This is a genomic window from Armatimonadota bacterium (assembly GCA_020354555.1).
In the GTDB taxonomy this organism is placed as follows: Bacteria; Armatimonadota; Hebobacteria.
In genome coordinates this window covers 602,940-619,749 of record CP070648.1, presented here as the reverse complement: position 1 = coordinate 619,749, position 16,810 = coordinate 602,940, and the positions used below count along the sequence as shown (strand labels likewise).

Genomic DNA, 16,810 nt, shown 5'->3' with positions numbered 1-16,810 from the left:
CTGCACCAAGCACGCCGTCGCGCTGACCAAGGCCGCCGCCAGCGCCGGCTACGATGCGGTGATGGTCGTCGCGCCGTATTACTCGCGCCCGACGCAGGAGGGACTGCGCCTGCACTTCGAGCAAGTAGCCGCCGCCGCCGATCTGCCGGTGATGCTGTACAACATCCCGCTCTTCGCGGGCGCCAACATCGCGCCGGAGACGGTCGCGGTTCTGGCGAAGATCCCGAACGTCGTCGCGATCAAGGAAGAGGCGGGCATCAACCCGCTCCAGACCTCGGATTTCGTCCTCGGCACGCCGGACGGGTTCGAGGTGTACTGCGGCGACGACACGATGGCGCTGCAGGTCCTGACGCAGGGCGGGGTCGGCGTCGTCAGCGGCGGGTCGCACGTCGTGGGCGACATGATGCGCGAGGCGATTGACGCCTTTCTCGCCGGCGAGGTGGCGAAGGCGACGGAGATACACCTCAAGCTGTATCCCTTCTTCAAGGCGCTGTTGGGCGAGGGGCGGATCAACCCGATTCCGCTCGTGCGCGAGGCGGTGAGCCTGACGTGGCAGCCCATCGGGCCGCCGCGCCTGCCGCAGACACCGGCCTCGGATGCCGAACGCGAAATGTTGGTGCGCGTGCTCGCGGAGCTGGGGAAGCTCTGACCTCGCACCGAGAGCGCTGGAAATGCGGCGCTGCGGCTAGAACGAGCGCCGACCGAGGGGCGGTTGCACAGAGCTATTGTAGAGGAGGACCCGCCACCGAACGTGTCATTCAGAGCGCCGCGCGAAGCGCGAAGCGTGGAATCCCGGCCCCGTCGAAGCATCCATGCTAGAGCCGCCTGCGCCCGCTCCGATCTGCGTCATCCGCCTGTGGCGGGCAAGCCTGTGTGATCTGTGGATTGAATCCTCCGTCGCGAAGGGAGTGACATGAAGATCTACATCCTGACGGATCTCGAAGGTGTGGGCGGCGTGTGCTTGACCCAGCACGTGGAGGCGGGCGGCGCGCTGTACCAGGAGGCGCGGCACCTGCTGACGCAGGAGGTCAACGCGGCGGTGCAGGGGGCGATCGAGGGCGGCGCGACCGAGATACTCGTGCGCGACGGGCACGGCGCCAACGGGGGCTACAACTTGATCTTCGACGACCTGCACGACGGCGCGCTGTACATGATGGGATCGCCGACGGATTCGTATCTCAGCGAACTCGATGACAGCTTCGACGCGATGTTCCAACTCGGCATGCACCCCATGGCGGGGACGATGCACGGGGTGCTGGAGCACACGCAGTCGTCCGCGGCGTGGGAGGAAATGCGCGCAAACGGGCGCCCGATGAGCGAGATGAGTTTCTGCGCGGCGATCGCGGGCGAGATGGGCGTGCCGTGCGTACTCGTGACGGGCGACCAGGCGGTGTGTGATGAAGCGCGGGAGGTGCTCGGCCCCGAAGTGGAGTTGGTGGTGACCAAGGTTGGGCTGTCGCGCCACTGCGCGATCATGAAGCCGGCGGCGGTGGTGCGCGAGATGATTCGCGAAGGCGCTCACGCGGCGATGGGCAAGGTCGGCAAGGTCACGCCGCTGGACATCGGCAAGCCGGTGGAGATCGCGGTGCGCTTCAAGCACGTGTACATGGCGGACGGCCACAAGTGCGCGGGCAAGCGCCGCCTGGATTCGCGGACGATCGCCGTCACCGGCAATACCGCCCGCGAGGCATTCGACAACCTGGCGTGACCGCCGTCATGCCGAGCGAGCCAAGCGAGCGGGGAATCTCGCCCGGGGACGATTCGGGCAGCGGGCGGGCCGCCGCCGGCGACTGACGCTCCTGCCCTGGGGATGGTGAGATGGATTTCTGGGACTGCAACTGCATGGTCGGGCGCTTCGGGCAGCCGCTGCCCGGCCAGTTCCACAGCGCGGATGACCTGGAAGCCGAACTCGAGCGCTGCGGCATCGCGCGCGCGCTGGTGTTCCACGCGCTCGGCAAGGAACTGGACCCGGCGACCGGCAACGCGGCGCTCGCCGACGACCTGGCGGACGGCAAACGGTTCGTTCCCTGCTGGGTCGTCATGCCGCACCACACCGACGAAATGCCGCCGGCGGAAGAACTGTGCGAGCGCATGGCGGAGCAGGGCGTGCGCGCGGCGCGCGTGTTCCCCCAGGCCCATGGTTACAGCCTCGCCGAATGGTGCAGCGGGGAGTTGCTGACGGCGCTGGAACGGCGACGGATACCGGTGTTCGTGGATCACGATGAGACGAATTGGGATGCCGTGAACTCCGTCTGCGCCGCACACCCCGATCTGCCGTTTGTCCTGCTGCGGCCGAATTACCGCGTGCATCGCTCGCTGTACCCGCTGCTCGAACGCCACCCGAACCTGCACATCGAGATCGGCATCTTCGTGGCGCATGACGCGCTGGCGGACTGCGCCCGCCGCTACGGAGCCGAACGCATGCTGTTCGGCTCCGCCCTGCCGCATTACACGCCGGGAGGCCCGATCGCGAACATCATGTACTCCGAGCTGTCCGACGCGGACAAGGCGCTCGTCGCGGGCGGCAACCTGCGGCGGCTGCTGGGGGAAGCGTGATGGCGACATTGCTGGAGCGAGTTCGCGCAGGTGACGCACTCGACGACAGTCCTGTCATTGACGCGCACGCGCACATGGGGCAGTGGTTCGCGTTTCACGTTCCCGACGGCACGGCAGCCGGGATGATCCGCACGATGGACCGCATGGGGGTCAAGGCCTGCGTCGCCTCCGGCCACGCGGGCATCGGGCCGGACTTCGTGCTCGGCAATGACGAGGTAGCGCGCGGCGCGGAATCCTTCCCCGGGCGCATCTTCGGCTACATCGTGGTCAACCCGAACTACTCGGCAGAGGAGATGCGCGCCGAACTGGAGCGGTGCTGGGCGACCGGGCACTTCGTCGGCATCAAGTTCCACGCGAGCATGCACAGCTATCGCACGGACGGGGAGCGGTATGCGCCTGCCTGGGAATTCGCCAACGAGCGCGGGCTGCCGGTGCTGTCACACGACGGCGCGGCGAACTTCGAGGAGCCGGCGCGCAACTACCCGAATGCCAAGCTCCTCATCGCGCACGCGATAAGCTCTCAGGACATGCTGGACGCCGCCACCGCGCTGGCTCTGCGCCGGCCGAACGTGTACCTCGACATCTGCGGCTCGCCGCTGATCTACGGGGCGCTGGAGCAGGCCGTGGACAAGGTCGGCGCGGAGCGGATCCTGTTCGGCACGGATCTGCCGTTTATTGACCCGCGGCCGCAGGTCGGGCGCGTCGCGTTCGCGAAGATATCGGAGGCGGACAAGCTGCGCATCCTGGGGGAGAACGCGCTGGCGCTTCTCAGGCTGGAGGGGCGGCTGGGGTGAAGCGCCGCCGGGTCCGATCGCAAACCTGAGCAACGGAGGTACGGTGACATGAAGCAGTTCGGTTGTGCGGTACACGGCGCGGGGTGGGTGAGCACGGAGCACCTCCGCGCGTACATGAAGAACCCGCACTGCCGGGTGGTGGCGATTTCCAGCAGGACCGAGAAGAGCGCCCGCGCGCGCGCGGACGAACTCGGCCTGGACTGCAAGATCTACACTGATTACGACAGGCTGCTTGCCGATCCCGCAGTGGACTGCCTCTCCATCTGCACACCGAATCACCTGCACGCCCAGGAAACGATTGCGGCGGCGCAGGCGGGCAAGCACGTCGTGATCGAGAAGCCCGTCGCGCTCAACCTCAAGGACCTGCGCGCGATGCAGAAAGCGGTGAAGAAGGCGCGGGTCAAGACGGTGGTGAGCTTCGTCCTGCGCTGGAATCCGCTGTTCGACGTCATCAAGTCCCTGCTTGCTCAGCGCGCCATCGGCGACCTCTTCTACGCCGAGCTGGACTACTGGCACGGCATCGGACCGTGGTACGCCCAGTTCAAGTGGGTGAGCAAGAAGAAGATGGGCGGGAGTTCATTCCTCTCCGGCGGCTGCCACGCGGTTGACGCCATGCGCTACTTCGTCGGCGCGGAGGTGGCGGAGGTCTGCGCCTTCCAGGGCGCGACGCCGCACGCGTTCGGCTATGAGTACTCGCCGACGGTCGTCGGCATCGTCAAGTTCGAGAACGGGGTCATCGGGAAGCTCTGCTCGAGCGTCGAGGCGCGCCTGCCCTACAAGTTCAACATCGACCTGCTGGGCAAGGAGGGCTCGATCCGCAACAACGAGCTATACTCGTTGAGCCTGATGAAGGGGCAGACGGATATGGCGACCATCCCCACCATCCTGCCCGACAGCGGCGATGTCACGCACCACCCCTTCGAGGGCGAGATAGACCACTTCGTGGACTGCATCATCAATGACGTGGAATCGCACGTCAACCTCGATGACGCAGTGAAAACCCACGAGATATGCCTGGCCCTCGACGAGTCCGCGGCGAAGGACGGCAAGAAGGTCAAGCTGCCGTATCCGAAGTCCTGAGCGGACTCGGCGAGGGGACGCAGTCACCTGTTCCGGGCGGATGCGCACTGCGCTCGCCGAAGCTGAAGCACAGAACGCCGGCCAGGCAGGACAGGAACTGTCCCCATGCGACAGCCCCGCCCCGCCGTTGACGCAGGCGCGTAGATCTGGAGGTTGTTTGTTGGACACACGCATCATTGGTCGCACCGGCCTGTCAACGCCCGCGATTGCCTTCGGCGGCATTCCGGTGAACCGCGTCGGCGAGGAGCAAGGCGTCGCTACCGTGCGCCGCTGCGTCGAACTGGGATACCGTCTGTTCGACACCTCGCGTACCTACGGCGACAGCGAGCGGCGCATCGGGCTCGGCCTTGGCGGGCGGCGTGACGGCCTCATTCTGGCGACCAAGCTGGGGCCGTGGAAAGTTGAATCCGAGCGAGATGCCGAGGGCTTCATCCGCGACAGCCTCGCCGCGCTCGGCGCGCCGCGCGCTGACATCTTCATGATTAAGAATCTGGATAACGAGGACAACCTCACGCGCTGCCTGACCCTCGCGCTGCCTGCGGTGAAGAGAGCGCGGGACGCCGGGCTGATCGGCCATATCGGCATGACGTCCCATGTGCCATCGTTCGCCATGGATGCGCTGCGCACCGGGGAGTTCTCCGTGGCCATGCTGCCGTACAACATCGCCAACCGCGCGCACGAGCACGTTCTCGACTTCTGCGGCGCGCAAGGCATCGGCGTGCTCGTCATGAAACCGTTGGCGGGCGGCGCGTTGGTCGAGCCCGGCGAGCGCGAGTTGCCCAGCATCCGCGACGCCTTCAGCTTCTGTCTCAGTCATCCGGCCGCCTCTGCCATTGTCGTCGGCGTCGGGAGCGTTCACGAAGCGGAGGCCGCGTGGCAGGCCGGCGAACAGGCCCGGCCGCTCTCGACCGAAGAATGGGACCGCCTGGTTGCCGCGGCGGAGAGCCTGGGTGAGGACTACTGCCGCGGCTGCGGCTACTGCCTGCCGTGCTCGTCGGAGATAGACATCGGCGACATCCTGCAAACGGCAGACCGCGTGCGCCGCTTCCACACCGACGTCGCCCTACGCGACAGCAGCCGCGCGCACTACGGGCGCCTGGCGGTCACCGCAGCGGCGTGCGCGGAGTGCCTGGAGTGCGTGGAGCGCTGTCCCTTCGACCTCGACATCCCAGAGCGCCTGCGGGAGGCGCACAAGCTGCTGAGCGAGTAATCCGGGACCGTATGCGAGGACAATCGGCTCGGCGGCGGCGACGGGCGGAGCGAGTGTGCGGACCGAGTGTCGCGATAACGCGCCGATGTGTATTTACACGCGGCGCGATATGTGTTACTATTCGTTTGCAAGGGCGCCGGGCTTTCAAGCTGCGGTGGCCGGCCAGTACCAGTAGTCAGAAGTCAAGGGGTGTCGGTGCAAGCGACCCTTGACTTCTGACATCTGATTACTGGCCGCCTGTGCGAAGATGCTGGATGCTCGGCGCCTTTGACTAAGGAAAGCGCGTGTTGACGAGCTATCCAGTCAATCCGAGGCACAGGAGGTAGAGAGCAGGAGATGCCGATACCGACGCAACGCAAGTCGCAGATCCTGTCCGAGCACCGACAGCACGATTCGGACACGGGGTCGGCTGAAGTGCAAGTGGCGCTGCTGACCGAGCGCATCAACCAGCTCACCGACCATCTGCGCGATAACCGCAAGGATCACCATTCGCGCCGCGGACTGTTTTCCTTGATCGGTCGGCGACGGCGTCTCCTCACCTATCTTCGCAACCGTGACGTCGAGCGCTACCGCTCGCTGATCGGCAAGCTCGGATTACGGGATACCGTCGGCTCGCGCTCATAGGAGCCGACATAATGGCTATCGTGAACGCCGCGCCCGGCGGCAGGGAACTGTCGCTTGAGGCCGGCAGCCTCGCCCGGCAAGCGAACGGCGCAGTCGTCGTGCGTCAGGGCGACAGCATCGTCCTCGCTACTGTTGCAGCATCCGAACAACCCCGCGAAGGCATCAGCTTCTTCCCGCTGACCTGCGATTACGAAGAGAAACTCTACGCCGCGGGCCGCATCCCCGGCAGCCGCTTCATCAAGCGCGAAGGCCGCCCGAGCGAGCAGGCGATCGTCACCGCCCGCCGCATTGACCGCCCTCTGCGACCGCTGTTCCCCAAGCACGTGCGCAATGAAGTGCAGGTCATCGTCACCGTGCTGTCCGCCGATCTCGACAACATCCCGGACATCCTGGGCATGGTCGGGGCGTCGGCGGCGCTCACCATCTCGGACATTCCATTCGACGGCCCGGTTGGCTCGGTGCGCGTCGCGCGCGTGGACGGCGAGTTGCTGCTCAACCCGACCTACGAGCAGCGCGACATGAGCGATCTCGAACTGGTGATCGCGGGCACGCGCGAGGGCGTCATCATGGTCGAGGGCGCGGCGCAGCAAGTCCCGGAGGACGTCATCGCCGCCGCCATCGAGCGCGGGCGTGACGCGACGCTCGAGATCATCGAGGCGCAGGAGCGCCTGCGCGCGCAGATGGACAGCCCGCCAAAGCGCGAGATACCGGTGCCGGATAACGGCGACATCGTGCAGGCACTTGCCCCGTACGCCGCCCAGCTTCGCGACGCGGTGCAGTCGCCGGACAAGAAGGGCCGCGAGCGGGCGATGCAGGACGCCTCGATGGCGGTCATCGGGGGCGTCCTGGAGCAGTTCCCGGAGCGTTACAGCGAGATCGCCGAGCAGGTCGACCAGGTGATCAAGCAGGAGCTGCGGCGGCTGATCCTCGACGAGGGCCGGCGGCCGGACGGGCGCCGCCCGGACGAGCTGCGGCCGCTGGAGTCGCACGTCGGGCTGCTCCCGCGCGCGCACGGCTCAGGACTGTTCACCCGCGGGCAGACGCAGGTGCTGTCCATCGTCACGCTCGGCGGCACCGGCGAAGAGCAGATCGTGGACGCCCTGCCCGAGGAGCGCACCAAGCGTTTCATGCATCACTACAACTTCCCGCCGTACAGCGTCGGCGAGACCCGGCCGCTGCGCGGGCCGAGCCGGCGCGACGTCGGGCACGGCAACCTGGTCGAGCGGGCGATCGGAGCCGTGCTGCCGCCGGAGGACGAGTTCCCGTATACCATCCGCGTGGTTTCCGAGGTGCTGGAAAGCAACGGGTCAAGCTCCATGGCCAGCGCGTGCGCCACGACGCTTGGTCTGATGGACGCGGGAGTGCCCATCGTTGCGCCGGTCGCCGGGATCTCCATCGGCATGGTCAGCGACGACAGCCGCTACGTCCTGCTGACGGACATTCAGGGCGTCGAGGACTTCAACGGCGACATGGACTTCAAGATCGCCGGCACGCGGGACGGCGTCACGGCGGTGCAGATGGACGTCAAGCGCGGCGGGCTGTCACGCGACGTGCTGCATGGCGCGATGGAGCAGGGACGCCGCGCGCGGCTGCAGATTCTCGATCACATGGCGACGACCCTCGCCGCGCCGCGGCCCGAGCTGGCGCCGCACGCGCCGCGCATCTTCGTCATCGAGGTGCATCCCGACAAGATCGGCGATATCATCGGGCCGGGCGGCAAGATCATCAAGAAGATCGAGGCCGACTTCGGCGTCAAGGTTGACATCGAGCAGGACGGCCGCGTGTTCATCGCCGCCACCGACGCCGGCGGCGGCAACGGCGCGCTCAAGACCATCGAAGACCTCACGCGCGATATCACCATCGGCGAAACCTACGTCGGCAAGGTGGTCCGGGTCACCTACTTCGGCGCGTTCGTCGAACTGCTCCCGGGGCGCGACGGGCTGATTCACATTTCCCAGCTCGCCCGCGAGCGTGTGGAGCGCGTCGAGGACGTCGTCAACGTCGGCGACGAGGTGATGGTCAAGGTCATAGACATTGACCCGCAGGGCAAAGTGCGGCTCACGCGCAAAGGCCTGCTCCCCGGCGGCGAGGAGACGGAAGAGCGCCGCCCGAGTGACGATCGGCGTCGCCCGAGCGACGATCGGCGCCGTCGGCGGCGGTGACCCGCCGGCCGGCGCGCCTTGAAGCAGCTCCCGATCACGGAGGAGTCTCGGGTGAGACTCCTCCGGAAACGGGTCTGACAAGCACCGTCCGCCCGGCTTGGATCTGTCCGGCGGTACCGGTATCCCACTGGCAGAAGCGCATGCAGGGTGACGAGCGGATAGCGGAGCACGTGCTGGACAACGGCGTGCGCGTCGTCGCGGAACACATCCCATGGGTGCGTTCGACGGCGCTCGGCGTGTACATCCGCACCGGCGCCGCGTACGAGGGGGCCTCGCGGCACGGCCTCAGCCACTGCATCGAGCACATGTTGTTCAAGGGCACGGCGCGCCGCAGCGCGGAGCAGATCGCGCACGTCATAGACGGAGTCGGCGGCGTGCTCAACGCCTACACCGAGCACGAGTACACCTGCGTTTACGCGCAGGTAGTCACCGACCACGCGGAGCTGGCCGTGGACATCATCGCCGACATGCTCGGCGAGTCCCTGTTCGATGACGCGGAGTATCAGCGAGAGAAGCAAGTCCTCATCGAGGAGATCAAGAAAGCCGACGACACCCCCGACGATCGCGTGCACGATCTGTTTGCGGAAACGATCTGGCCGGACCATCCGCTGGGGCAGTCGGTCATCGGCCGCGAGGAGGTAGTGCGCGCGCTCGCGCGCGACGCGGTCGTCCAGTTCTTCCGCGACAACTACGGGCCGGGCGGGATCACTTTCGTTGTCGCGGGCAGCCTCGCGCCCGATGCCGCATTCGAGCTGGCGCGCCGCTATCTCGGCTCCCTCAGCGGCGGCTCCCCTCCCCCACTCGATGCCTCGCCGCGGGCGAACTCCGGCGAGGTCTATCTGACCCGTCCTACGGAGCAAGTGCACTTCTGCATCGGCTGCGAAGGCCTGGCGATGACCGATGACGACTGGCACGCCCTCGCGCTGGCGGAGTGCGTCCTCGGCGGCGGCATGAGCAGCCGCCTGTTCCAGGAGATCCGCGAGAAGCGCGGCCTGGTATACAACATCGGCAGCTACCTCGCGAGCTATCGCTGCGCCGGGCTTCTCGTCGTCACCGGCGGGGCGACGCCGGAACGCTGGCCGATGGTGCGCGACCTCGTGCGCGAGCAAGTGGAGCGCACGTGCGAGGAGGGGGTTTCGCAAGCGGAACTTGACCGCGCGCGCGAGCAGATCAAGGGAGGGATGGCCCTGGCTCTCGAGAACACCGGGTACCGCATGCGGCGCATCGGCACGTGCATCCTACACTTCGGGCGCGTCATCCCGGTCGCGGAGGCCATCGCCAGATTTGAGGCCGTAACCACCGGGCGAGCGACCGACGCAGCACGGCGCGTCCTGGGCGCGCGGCCTCTCCACCTCGCAGCGGTCGGCCCGCACGGCGAATAAGGGCAGATCCCGCCGGTCGTGCGCAAGCCAGCTACTCCTCGACGCTACTCCCACGCCAACCTGGGCCTCGAAACCCCGCAGCCGCAGCAGGAACCCTCGGCCCCTCGCTCGTAACAGGAGACACTCCAGGGCTTCGACCATTCGCTACTGGGGTGTGACCGTTTGCCTTCGGTCGCGCCCACAACGCCTCGCCCTTGAAACGAGAGGCTTACCCGCCCGAGGCGGGCCGTCTCGATTCGGCGGGGCGGGTGACGGTGGACGGCCCGGGCGTTCACCGCGAGCGCGCTGAGGCAGGAGGAAGGACATGTCGGCCACGCCTATTACGATCATCGTCACCGGCGCCTGCGGCAAGGTCGGGCGCAACATCGTGCGCGGCATCGCCGGGGAGCCGGACCTTTCCGTCGTCGCGGCAGTGGATCGCAAGCGCGTGGAGCAGGACGCCGGCACGATCGCCGGCGTCGCGCCGCTGGGCGTGGCGATACGCGACGATCTGGCGGCGGCGATTGACTCCGCCAAGCCGCAGGTGATGGTTGACTTCACCACCCCGGCGGCGGTCAAGGACAACGTGCGCATCGCCCTCAAGAAGCGGGTGGCGTGCGTCGTCGGCACGACGGGGTTGGCGCCGACCGACCTCGCCGACATCGGAGCGCTGTGCCGGGAGTATCAGACGCCGGCGCTGGTGGCGCCGAACTTCGCGATCGGGGCGGTGCTGATGATGCAATTCGCCGCGCAGGCGGCGAAGCACTTGGCATCTGCGGAGATCATCGAGCTGCATCACGACCAGAAGCTCGACGCGCCGTCGGGCACCGCGTTGAAGACGGCGGAGATGATGCGCCACGTCGAAGGGAGCATGCTCGCGGGCGAGCCGGAGAAGCGGGATGAGCGTGATCCGCGCGGACAATCCGCGGGGACGATTCGCATTCACTCGGTACGCCTGCCCGGGTTGGTGGCGCACCAGGAGGTCATCTTCGGCGGGCTGGGTCAGACCTTGACGATCCGCCACGATTCCATCAGCCGCGACTCATTCGTGCCGGGGGTGCTGCTGGCGATCCGCACGATCCTCTTGCTCGAAGGCCTGACCTACGGCCTGGAGGCGATACTCTAGAGCGGGCGTCATCGCGCGCAATCCGACGCCCGGGTCACCCGACCCGGCGCGGAGCAAGCGTCTGTGGGACGCGCCGGGGCGGGGGTGCGGTCAATCCCGCACGGGCGAGATCCGACGTGCGAGCAGCGCCCTTGACACCCGCTTGAGCAGGTGCTATTCTCATTCCGCGGCGGATTCCGGCCGTTTCGCAGTCGCCCGACGGTACCGAGGCAAGCGATGTCAGACGAGCGGGCGGTGAAGAAGATCCTGATCGTGGATGACGATCGCGCCAGCCGCGTGCTGATGCGCACGATGTTGCAATCGCTCGCCGAGCCGTGCCACATCAGCGAGGCAATCGGGGGACAGCAGGCGCTGCGTATCATCGAGGCCAACCAGCCCGACATCGTGCTCCTCGACGTCCTGATGCCGGACATGGACGGCGTCAGCCTGTGCGACACCATCAAACGCACTCTCGAGACGCGGCAGACGAAGATCCTCATGGTGACCGCTCGCCGCGACGAGCGCATGATCCGCGCGGGGCTGCTGGCGGGGGCCGACGATTACATCACCAAGCCCTTCACGCAGGACCAGTTCCTGGGCGCGGTGCAGCGGCTGATGACCGCGTGATTGCGGCCGCTGCGGCGGCGCGATCCACCACAGCCCCGATTACCCATCACCGGTTGATCTCTCGTGAAACGCCTGCTTCGGTCGCGCCTGAGGCTTACCCGCCTCCCGGGGGCTGATCCGCGTCCGCCAGCGGCGCACAGGCACGGCGGGCGCGCAAGCGTCATGAATAACCCCCGAGCAGCGAGTGCGGCGCACGGGAAGAGGATATCGCCGACCTGCGGCGATGGGCAATGCAGGCCGGGGTACAACGACGAGACCGGAGGCCCTTGCGCGCCTCCGGTCTCGCACTTCAAGACATCCGCTCGATTACTTCTTCTTCTTGGCCGCCTTCTTGGCGGACTTGGCGCACTTCTTCGCGCCACCGCTCTTCGCACAAGCCATTGCGCTCACCTCCTCACTGGCGAACTCGCATTTCTCACACGCGAAACGCATCCGGCCAACCGGCTTGTCGTCCGCCTCGCGCGAGCACCCGATCATCCACGACGGTAACGGCCCGCACCGCCGGCGGGAGCCCGTCGTGGATCGTCCGAGCTTCATGTGCATACGTCTTATAGCGCACAACGGAGGCGCTGTCAATAGTCCTGCGCAAAATCTTTTCGCACGCATGCCGAAGCGCCCACCGGGAGCGATGTGACTGAGGCCGCGCCGAGCGCCGCCGGGGGGCATCGCGAGGCGAAGGACTCGCCGTAGCGTCAGGACTGAGCCGGCGAAGGAGCGGCGACACATTTGTGGAATAGCATCCAGGATGGTCGAATCCGCACGGGAGCGCGTGCTCCCGGAAGGGAAGTGACAATGAACAGGCGACTGACCGTACTCGTGCTCGCAGCGCTGGTTGCCCTGACCGCGGCGCTGGCGGCTTACGCGCAAGACGAATCGGTGCTCCTCAGGTTCAAGTTCCAGCCGGGCGACGTCATGCGCTACCGCCTCTTTGCCGACGCAACGGGACTGGTGCGCATGGATCTGCCGATGCCTCCCGAAGCCGGGGCAATGCCGGGTCAGATACCAGTGCAGATGAAACTGCAGGGCGAAGCGGTGGCGAAGGTTCTGCGCGTGGACGACGCGGGAGCGGCGCGCCTGCGCGTGACCGCCGAGAGCCTGTCAATGGACGTGGATTTCATGGGGCAGCAGTTCGCGATCGCCATCAAAGGTGGCAAGTACACGGTGACGCAGAACGGAGAGCCCGTCGAAGGAGGCAAGATCCCGATGGTGCCCGGGGAGATGAAGATTCCGCTGCTCCAGGAGCCGATCGAGATCAAGATCGGCCCGCGCGGGGAGGTGCTCGACCTGGTGATTCCCGGCCTGACGGAGATGATGGCGATGATGCCGGGCCTGTCCCTCGAAGACATGATGAAGGAGCAGCTCCTGCTGCCGGAGGAGCCGCTCACTGTCGGGCAGATCTGGAGCGACACGAAAACCGAGAACATCCCCGGCATGAACGTGCCGGTCAGTTACGCCGTCAAGATGGCGCTCAACGGCGTCGAGACCTGGTCGGGCGATCGCCAGATCGCGAATATCCGAGTCGAGTCGGTGACCGGGCTGCAGAATCTCGACCTGAGCCAGGCGATGCCGGAGTCGGGTATGCAGGGCATACCCGATATGGCGGGGACGATGAGCATGGATCAACAGCTCGCCGGGAACATGCAGTTCGATGCGACCCGCGGCTATATGATACGGTTCGACTTTCAGTTGAACCAGCAGATGAGCATGCAGAGCACGATGAATATGCCGGACCAGGGCTCCATGTCCATGGGGATGGACCTCCAGTTGACGATAAAGGGAGCGGTTGCCAAGGTCTGACGACGCTTTGACGCTGGAAAACGCCCGGCGGCCGGCGATTCGGTGCTCCGCCGGCGAGCAGGGCGTCAGGCCGAGACGATGAAGGCGCCCTCGTAGGGATCGAGGGTGAGAGCAAACCCATCTGCCGCAGACGGCATGCAGGGCTCGATTGCGCCGGTGCGCGGTCGGTATAGCCATGCGTCGCCGGCGGTCACCGTCGCGAAGCGCGCGGTCAGGTCAAGCGCGTCGCCCGACGTGTTGGTCAGGAAGTAGACATGCAGCCCGTCATCCCGCACCCGGTGCAGCACGAGCACCTGCGGCGACTGCGGCTCCAGCATCACCTCCGCACCTACCCTGTCCGCGGCTTGCGCAAGAGCATCCTCGAGCGATAACGCCTCAACGCCCGCGCCGCGCAGGTCGTCGCCCAACTTCGCTGCCGCGTCCGCGTCCGGCCACCGCGCCGCTTTCTCGGGAAGAGTCCCCACGCACACGACGGCGCCGCCGGCTTGCGCAAAGCGCACTGCCGTCGTCAGCGCGTCGCGTTCCATCACCCGTGCCCCCGGGAGGATAAGCAAGCGGTAAGACTCGTCCGCGATGCGCAGCGAGCCATCGCGAATATCGGCCGCAGCGAGCGCCTCGTCGTCCACGAAGTCGAAATCCAACTGCCTGTGCAGCAGCCCGCGTGCCAAGTCGCGCACCAATGCGTCCAGCGCCGCGACCTCGGCGCCGTGGGCATCGGGTTGATGGTATGGGCGGGTGGAGGGCCGAAACAAGGCTTGCATCGCGTGCACCGGGTAGTACACGGCCACCGGACACGCGTGGCGCCCGCCGCGCAGCATCACACCCAACCGCCCGACATAATCGCAGTACGCGCGGTAGGCGTTGCTTCCCGGCGCCGGCGCGCCCTTCAGCCAGTCCGCGGCATCGTCTGGGCCGTAACTGCGCCACGGGTAGTACGAGGTAATCAGGTTGACCCCGAGCGCGTACTGCAGCCCGGCGGTGCCCGCCATCTGCGCGAGCGACGCGGCACCCCCGCCCATGCGTTGAACGAAGTCCGAGGTCTCGCTCATGACGATCGGCCGGTCGCAGATGTGGGCGGCGGAGCTGACGAACTTCGGCGTCAGGAAGCCATCCCCAGCGAGCAGATCTTCGGGAGCGGAGCTGAGCACGTCTATCCCCGGCCAATCCATGCGGCGCAGGCAGCGGAACAAATCGCCCTCGAACCACACGTGCCAGCTCAGCCGCTCCTCGCACAGCAGATGGCCGCTCGACGCAATCCCGTTGGCGCGGCACCACTCCTGAATCGGCGCGAAGAAGTTCTCCGCGATCAGTTCCGATACCACGCGGTAGAACGCGACCCGCACCGACTCATAGTCATCGCCGATGTCGAGGAACAGTTCGGGCAGCCGCGCTTCGAGCGCGTAGCCCGCGCGATCCGCGAACTCGCGCGGCAGCTCCGAGCACCACGGCAGCGCCCCCGGCCGCCACGACTCCACGGTGTCGTGATACGCCACGATGAGCGACGGCTCGTCGGTGAAGGTAGCTGCCACGTGAGCAAGCGCCTCCGGGCTCATTCGACGGGCGTACTCCTTGTGGGTCACTTCCACAAAGCGCCGGCCGACGCGAGGGTCGAGGAGGTTGACGTAGCGGCGCTTGGCGAAGACGTTGGTCGTCGCGTGCGTTCCTTCGAACATCACGCGCGAGGCAAAGCAGTAAAGCGCCCACGGCGTTGATGCATCGGGCGCTCGCCACTCGATGGGCGCGGATCCGGTGACATTCAGGATAACGCGCTCGGCGATGCCCTTCTCTGCCGGCAGCAGCGCGACGGCGCAGACCCACGCCTCGGCGCCATCCGGCAACGCGACGCGCGCTGTCTCGCCGGGCGCGACTTCGGCGGTGGCGCCTATGAGCCCTCGCGCCTCGAGTTCGGGGTGACCATCGAGGACGATGTCGCCCGCGGCGCCGCTGGGATAGCCCTCTTCGTCGTAGAGCCACAGCGCTAGGCCGCGACGACGCGCGGCCTCGGCGCCGAGGAGGAATGTGTGCCACCGGTCTTCGTCGCGCAGATAACCCGGCCAGGCGACGTTCGCGACGACGCCGCCGCAGCCCACAGCGGCCAAAGCGTCGAGCCCGCTGCCGATGCGGTCCGCATCTTGACCGAGGGAATCGAAGCCGTGGATGATTTGCAGCGGGCGGAAATCGGTCGGGGGATTGACGAAGCTCCGGCGCAGCTCCTCTGTCATGCTATCTCCCATAAGGCGGGCTGCGGCGCCGGCGGGCACGCAAATGTCCGCTGCTAGTCTTTGGCCGCCAACCGCTCTTTGAGTTCGTCTATGGCCCGGATGCCGTGGGGATCCACGCCGTTGAGAAAGGCGAGGTACACGCTGACGAAATCGCCGAGGTTGACGGCACTGAGGACGCGCGCGAGGGCGGACTGGCCGCGCGCCGTCTCGAAATGGACGTCAACGTCGGGGGCGAGTATTTCGCACGTGATCTCGACGCGCATCCGCATGCGGTCGGAGATGCCTGGATCCATAAGCACGACGACGCGCAGATCACCGGCCAGCCCGCGTCCGAGTTCCCAGCCGACGATCTCGTTGTGATCCAGCTCCGGCAGCTCGTTGGACAGAGCGAGCACTTTTGCATTCTCGTTGCACTGCGTGCGCCAGCGATAAGCCGCGCTTCCCAGCGCCGGCGTCGCAGCGTAGATGACCGGCAGCCTGCCATGGAGCAGATCGGCGAGTTGCTTCGCGCGGTTGGCGTCGGCGGGCGCGTGCCGACCGTACTCCGCCGCCTGCGCGTCGAGGATCTCGATGCACTCGCGGCGCGCTGCGGTTTGATCGCCGATGAGACGGAGGCGCTCGAGAATGGCGACCGCGGGCATGAGCAGGTATCCCGTCGAGGCACGCGGCGGACGTCCGCCCGGGACGATCACGTGAGGCACGCCATGGGCCGCGCAGATCCGTGCGAGTTCACCGCCCTTGGTGATCGCGATAACCTTCGCCCCTCGTTGCCGCGCCGCTTCGAAGGCGTGGAGCGTCTCCTCGGTATCGCCGGAGTGGGAAATGGCGAAGACGAGCGTGCCCTTGCCGACCCAGGCAGGGAGCGCGTAGTCCCTGACGGTCAGTGCCGGCACGCCAATCTCCTCGGCGTAGATGTCAGCGAGGAGATCGCTTCCAATCGCGGAGCCGCCCATGCCGAGGCCGACGATTGCGCTGTACTCGGTGCGGTAAGCGTCGGGCAGGTTCAGTTCATCCCCGAGCGCGAGGCCGGTGCGGCATTGATCCGGGAAGTCCTCGACCGTTGCCAACATGTCATGGGAATCGAGGGCTCCGTAGATCGCCGGATCGTCGAGGGATGCCGTCGGCGTATCGCACTCCAAAGGGTTATCGGGCATGAACTTCGGCCTCTTTTTTCGCAGATGGCACTGCCATGCGGCGCGCCGCGCCAAGATGCGCCTGCAGCGCATCAGTGCGGCAAAGCCGGCCGACGTGGAGGTACACCGGCAGGCCGAC

At 66.8% G+C, this 16,810-nt stretch carries 15 protein-coding genes; 12 read left to right on the top strand and 3 right to left on the bottom strand.

Annotated features, from left to right (window positions below):
• The 11 genes from JSV65_02560 to JSV65_02510 form a co-directional block, all read left to right on the top strand.
• Positions 1-649 (top strand): dihydrodipicolinate synthase family protein (locus JSV65_02560; protein ID UCH35253.1); only part of this gene is annotated, 649 nt, incomplete at its 5' end.
• Positions 650-913: 264 nt separating this feature from the next.
• Entirely contained in the window at positions 914-1,708 is a 795-nt protein-coding gene (locus JSV65_02555; protein UCH35252.1) for a M55 family metallopeptidase, read from the top strand.
• A 110-nt stretch (positions 1,709-1,818) separates the two neighbouring features.
• Positions 1,819-2,556, top strand: coding sequence for an amidohydrolase family protein (locus tag JSV65_02550; protein ID UCH35251.1), 738 nt, complete (start codon positions 1,819-1,821; stop codon positions 2,554-2,556).
• The gene (locus JSV65_02545) at positions 2,556-3,350 is read left to right on the top strand and encodes an amidohydrolase (protein UCH35250.1); all 795 of its coding nucleotides are present in this window, start codon (positions 2,556-2,558) and stop codon (positions 3,348-3,350) included. Before JSV65_02550 ends, JSV65_02545 begins: the two co-directional genes overlap by 1 nt.
• Before the next feature lie 48 nt (positions 3,351-3,398).
• Positions 3,399-4,430 carry a Gfo/Idh/MocA family oxidoreductase gene (locus tag JSV65_02540; GenBank protein UCH35249.1) on the top strand — a complete coding sequence of 344 codons (1,032 nt, stop codon included), beginning with the start codon at positions 3,399-3,401 and terminating at the stop codon, positions 4,428-4,430.
• 160 nt (positions 4,431-4,590) lie between these two features.
• Positions 4,591-5,640, top strand: coding sequence for an aldo/keto reductase (locus JSV65_02535; protein ID UCH35248.1), 1,050 nt, complete (start codon positions 4,591-4,593; stop codon positions 5,638-5,640).
• Positions 5,641-5,976: 336 nt separating this feature from the next.
• Positions 5,977-6,264: a 30S ribosomal protein S15 gene (gene rpsO, locus JSV65_02530; protein ID UCH35247.1), complete on the top strand. Its 288-nt coding sequence runs from the start codon at positions 5,977-5,979 to the stop codon at positions 6,262-6,264.
• A gap of 11 nt (positions 6,265-6,275) precedes the next feature.
• Complete coding sequence (locus JSV65_02525; GenBank protein ID UCH35246.1) at positions 6,276-8,426, top strand: polyribonucleotide nucleotidyltransferase; 2,151 nt, start codon at positions 6,276-6,278, stop codon at positions 8,424-8,426.
• Between the two features lie 140 nt (positions 8,427-8,566).
• Positions 8,567-9,808, top strand: coding sequence for an insulinase family protein (locus tag JSV65_02520; protein UCH35245.1), 1,242 nt, complete (start codon positions 8,567-8,569; stop codon positions 9,806-9,808).
• Positions 9,809-10,112: 304 nt separating this feature from the next.
• Positions 10,113-10,913, top strand: coding sequence for a 4-hydroxy-tetrahydrodipicolinate reductase (locus tag JSV65_02515; GenBank protein UCH35244.1), 801 nt, complete (start codon positions 10,113-10,115; stop codon positions 10,911-10,913).
• Positions 10,914-11,129: 216 nt separating this feature from the next.
• Entirely contained in the window at positions 11,130-11,519 is a 390-nt protein-coding gene (locus JSV65_02510) for a response regulator (GenBank protein UCH35243.1), read from the top strand.
• Between the two features lie 306 nt (positions 11,520-11,825).
• Here JSV65_02510 and JSV65_02505 read toward each other — a convergent pair whose 3' ends face one another.
• On the bottom strand, positions 11,826-12,056 hold the full coding sequence (locus JSV65_02505) for a hypothetical protein (GenBank protein UCH35242.1): 231 nt from the start codon (positions 12,054-12,056) through the stop codon (positions 11,826-11,828).
• 255 nt (positions 12,057-12,311) lie between these two features.
• Between JSV65_02505 and JSV65_02500 the strand changes: the two genes are divergently transcribed.
• On the top strand, positions 12,312-13,316 hold the full coding sequence (locus JSV65_02500; protein UCH35241.1) for a hypothetical protein: 1,005 nt from the start codon (positions 12,312-12,314) through the stop codon (positions 13,314-13,316).
• 65 nt (positions 13,317-13,381) lie between these two features.
• On the opposite strand, the gene JSV65_02495 is transcribed toward JSV65_02500, so the two are convergent.
• Together JSV65_02495 and JSV65_02490 are read right to left on the bottom strand one after the other, a co-directional pair.
• Positions 13,382-15,538: a hypothetical protein gene (locus tag JSV65_02495; protein ID UCH35240.1), complete on the bottom strand. Its 2,157-nt coding sequence runs from the start codon at positions 15,536-15,538 to the stop codon at positions 13,382-13,384.
• Positions 15,539-15,591: 53 nt separating this feature from the next.
• The gene (locus tag JSV65_02490; protein UCH35239.1) at positions 15,592-16,692 is read right to left on the bottom strand and encodes a bifunctional phosphoglucose/phosphomannose isomerase; all 1,101 of its coding nucleotides are present in this window, start codon (positions 16,690-16,692) and stop codon (positions 15,592-15,594) included.
• Positions 16,693-16,810 lie beyond the last annotated feature (118 nt).

Bases quoted from the DNA above. Each gene is read 5' to 3' on its own strand.
- JSV65_02555 (UCH35252.1), top strand. From the start codon at position 914: ATGAAGATCTACATCCTGACGGATCTCGAAGGTGTGGGCGGCGTGTGC.
- JSV65_02550 (UCH35251.1), top strand. From the start codon at position 1,819: ATGGATTTCTGGGACTGCAACTGCATGGTCGGGCGCTTCGGGCAGCCG.
- JSV65_02545 (UCH35250.1), top strand. From the start codon at position 2,556: ATGGCGACATTGCTGGAGCGAGTTCGCGCAGGTGACGCACTCGACGAC.
- JSV65_02540 (UCH35249.1), top strand. From the start codon at position 3,399: ATGAAGCAGTTCGGTTGTGCGGTACACGGCGCGGGGTGGGTGAGCACG.
- rpsO (UCH35247.1), top strand. From the start codon at position 5,977: ATGCCGATACCGACGCAACGCAAGTCGCAGATCCTGTCCGAGCACCGA.
- JSV65_02525 (UCH35246.1), top strand. From the start codon at position 6,276: ATGGCTATCGTGAACGCCGCGCCCGGCGGCAGGGAACTGTCGCTTGAG.
- JSV65_02520 (UCH35245.1), top strand. From the start codon at position 8,567: ATGCAGGGTGACGAGCGGATAGCGGAGCACGTGCTGGACAACGGCGTG.
- JSV65_02515 (UCH35244.1), top strand. From the start codon at position 10,113: ATGTCGGCCACGCCTATTACGATCATCGTCACCGGCGCCTGCGGCAAG.
- JSV65_02510 (UCH35243.1), top strand. From the start codon at position 11,130: ATGTCAGACGAGCGGGCGGTGAAGAAGATCCTGATCGTGGATGACGAT.
- JSV65_02505 (UCH35242.1), bottom strand. From the start codon at position 12,056: ATGAAGCTCGGACGATCCACGACGGGCTCCCGCCGGCGGTGCGGGCCG.
- JSV65_02500 (UCH35241.1), top strand. From the start codon at position 12,312: ATGAACAGGCGACTGACCGTACTCGTGCTCGCAGCGCTGGTTGCCCTG.
- JSV65_02495 (UCH35240.1), bottom strand. From the start codon at position 15,538: ATGACAGAGGAGCTGCGCCGGAGCTTCGTCAATCCCCCGACCGATTTC.
- JSV65_02490 (UCH35239.1), bottom strand. From the start codon at position 16,692: ATGCCCGATAACCCTTTGGAGTGCGATACGCCGACGGCATCCCTCGAC.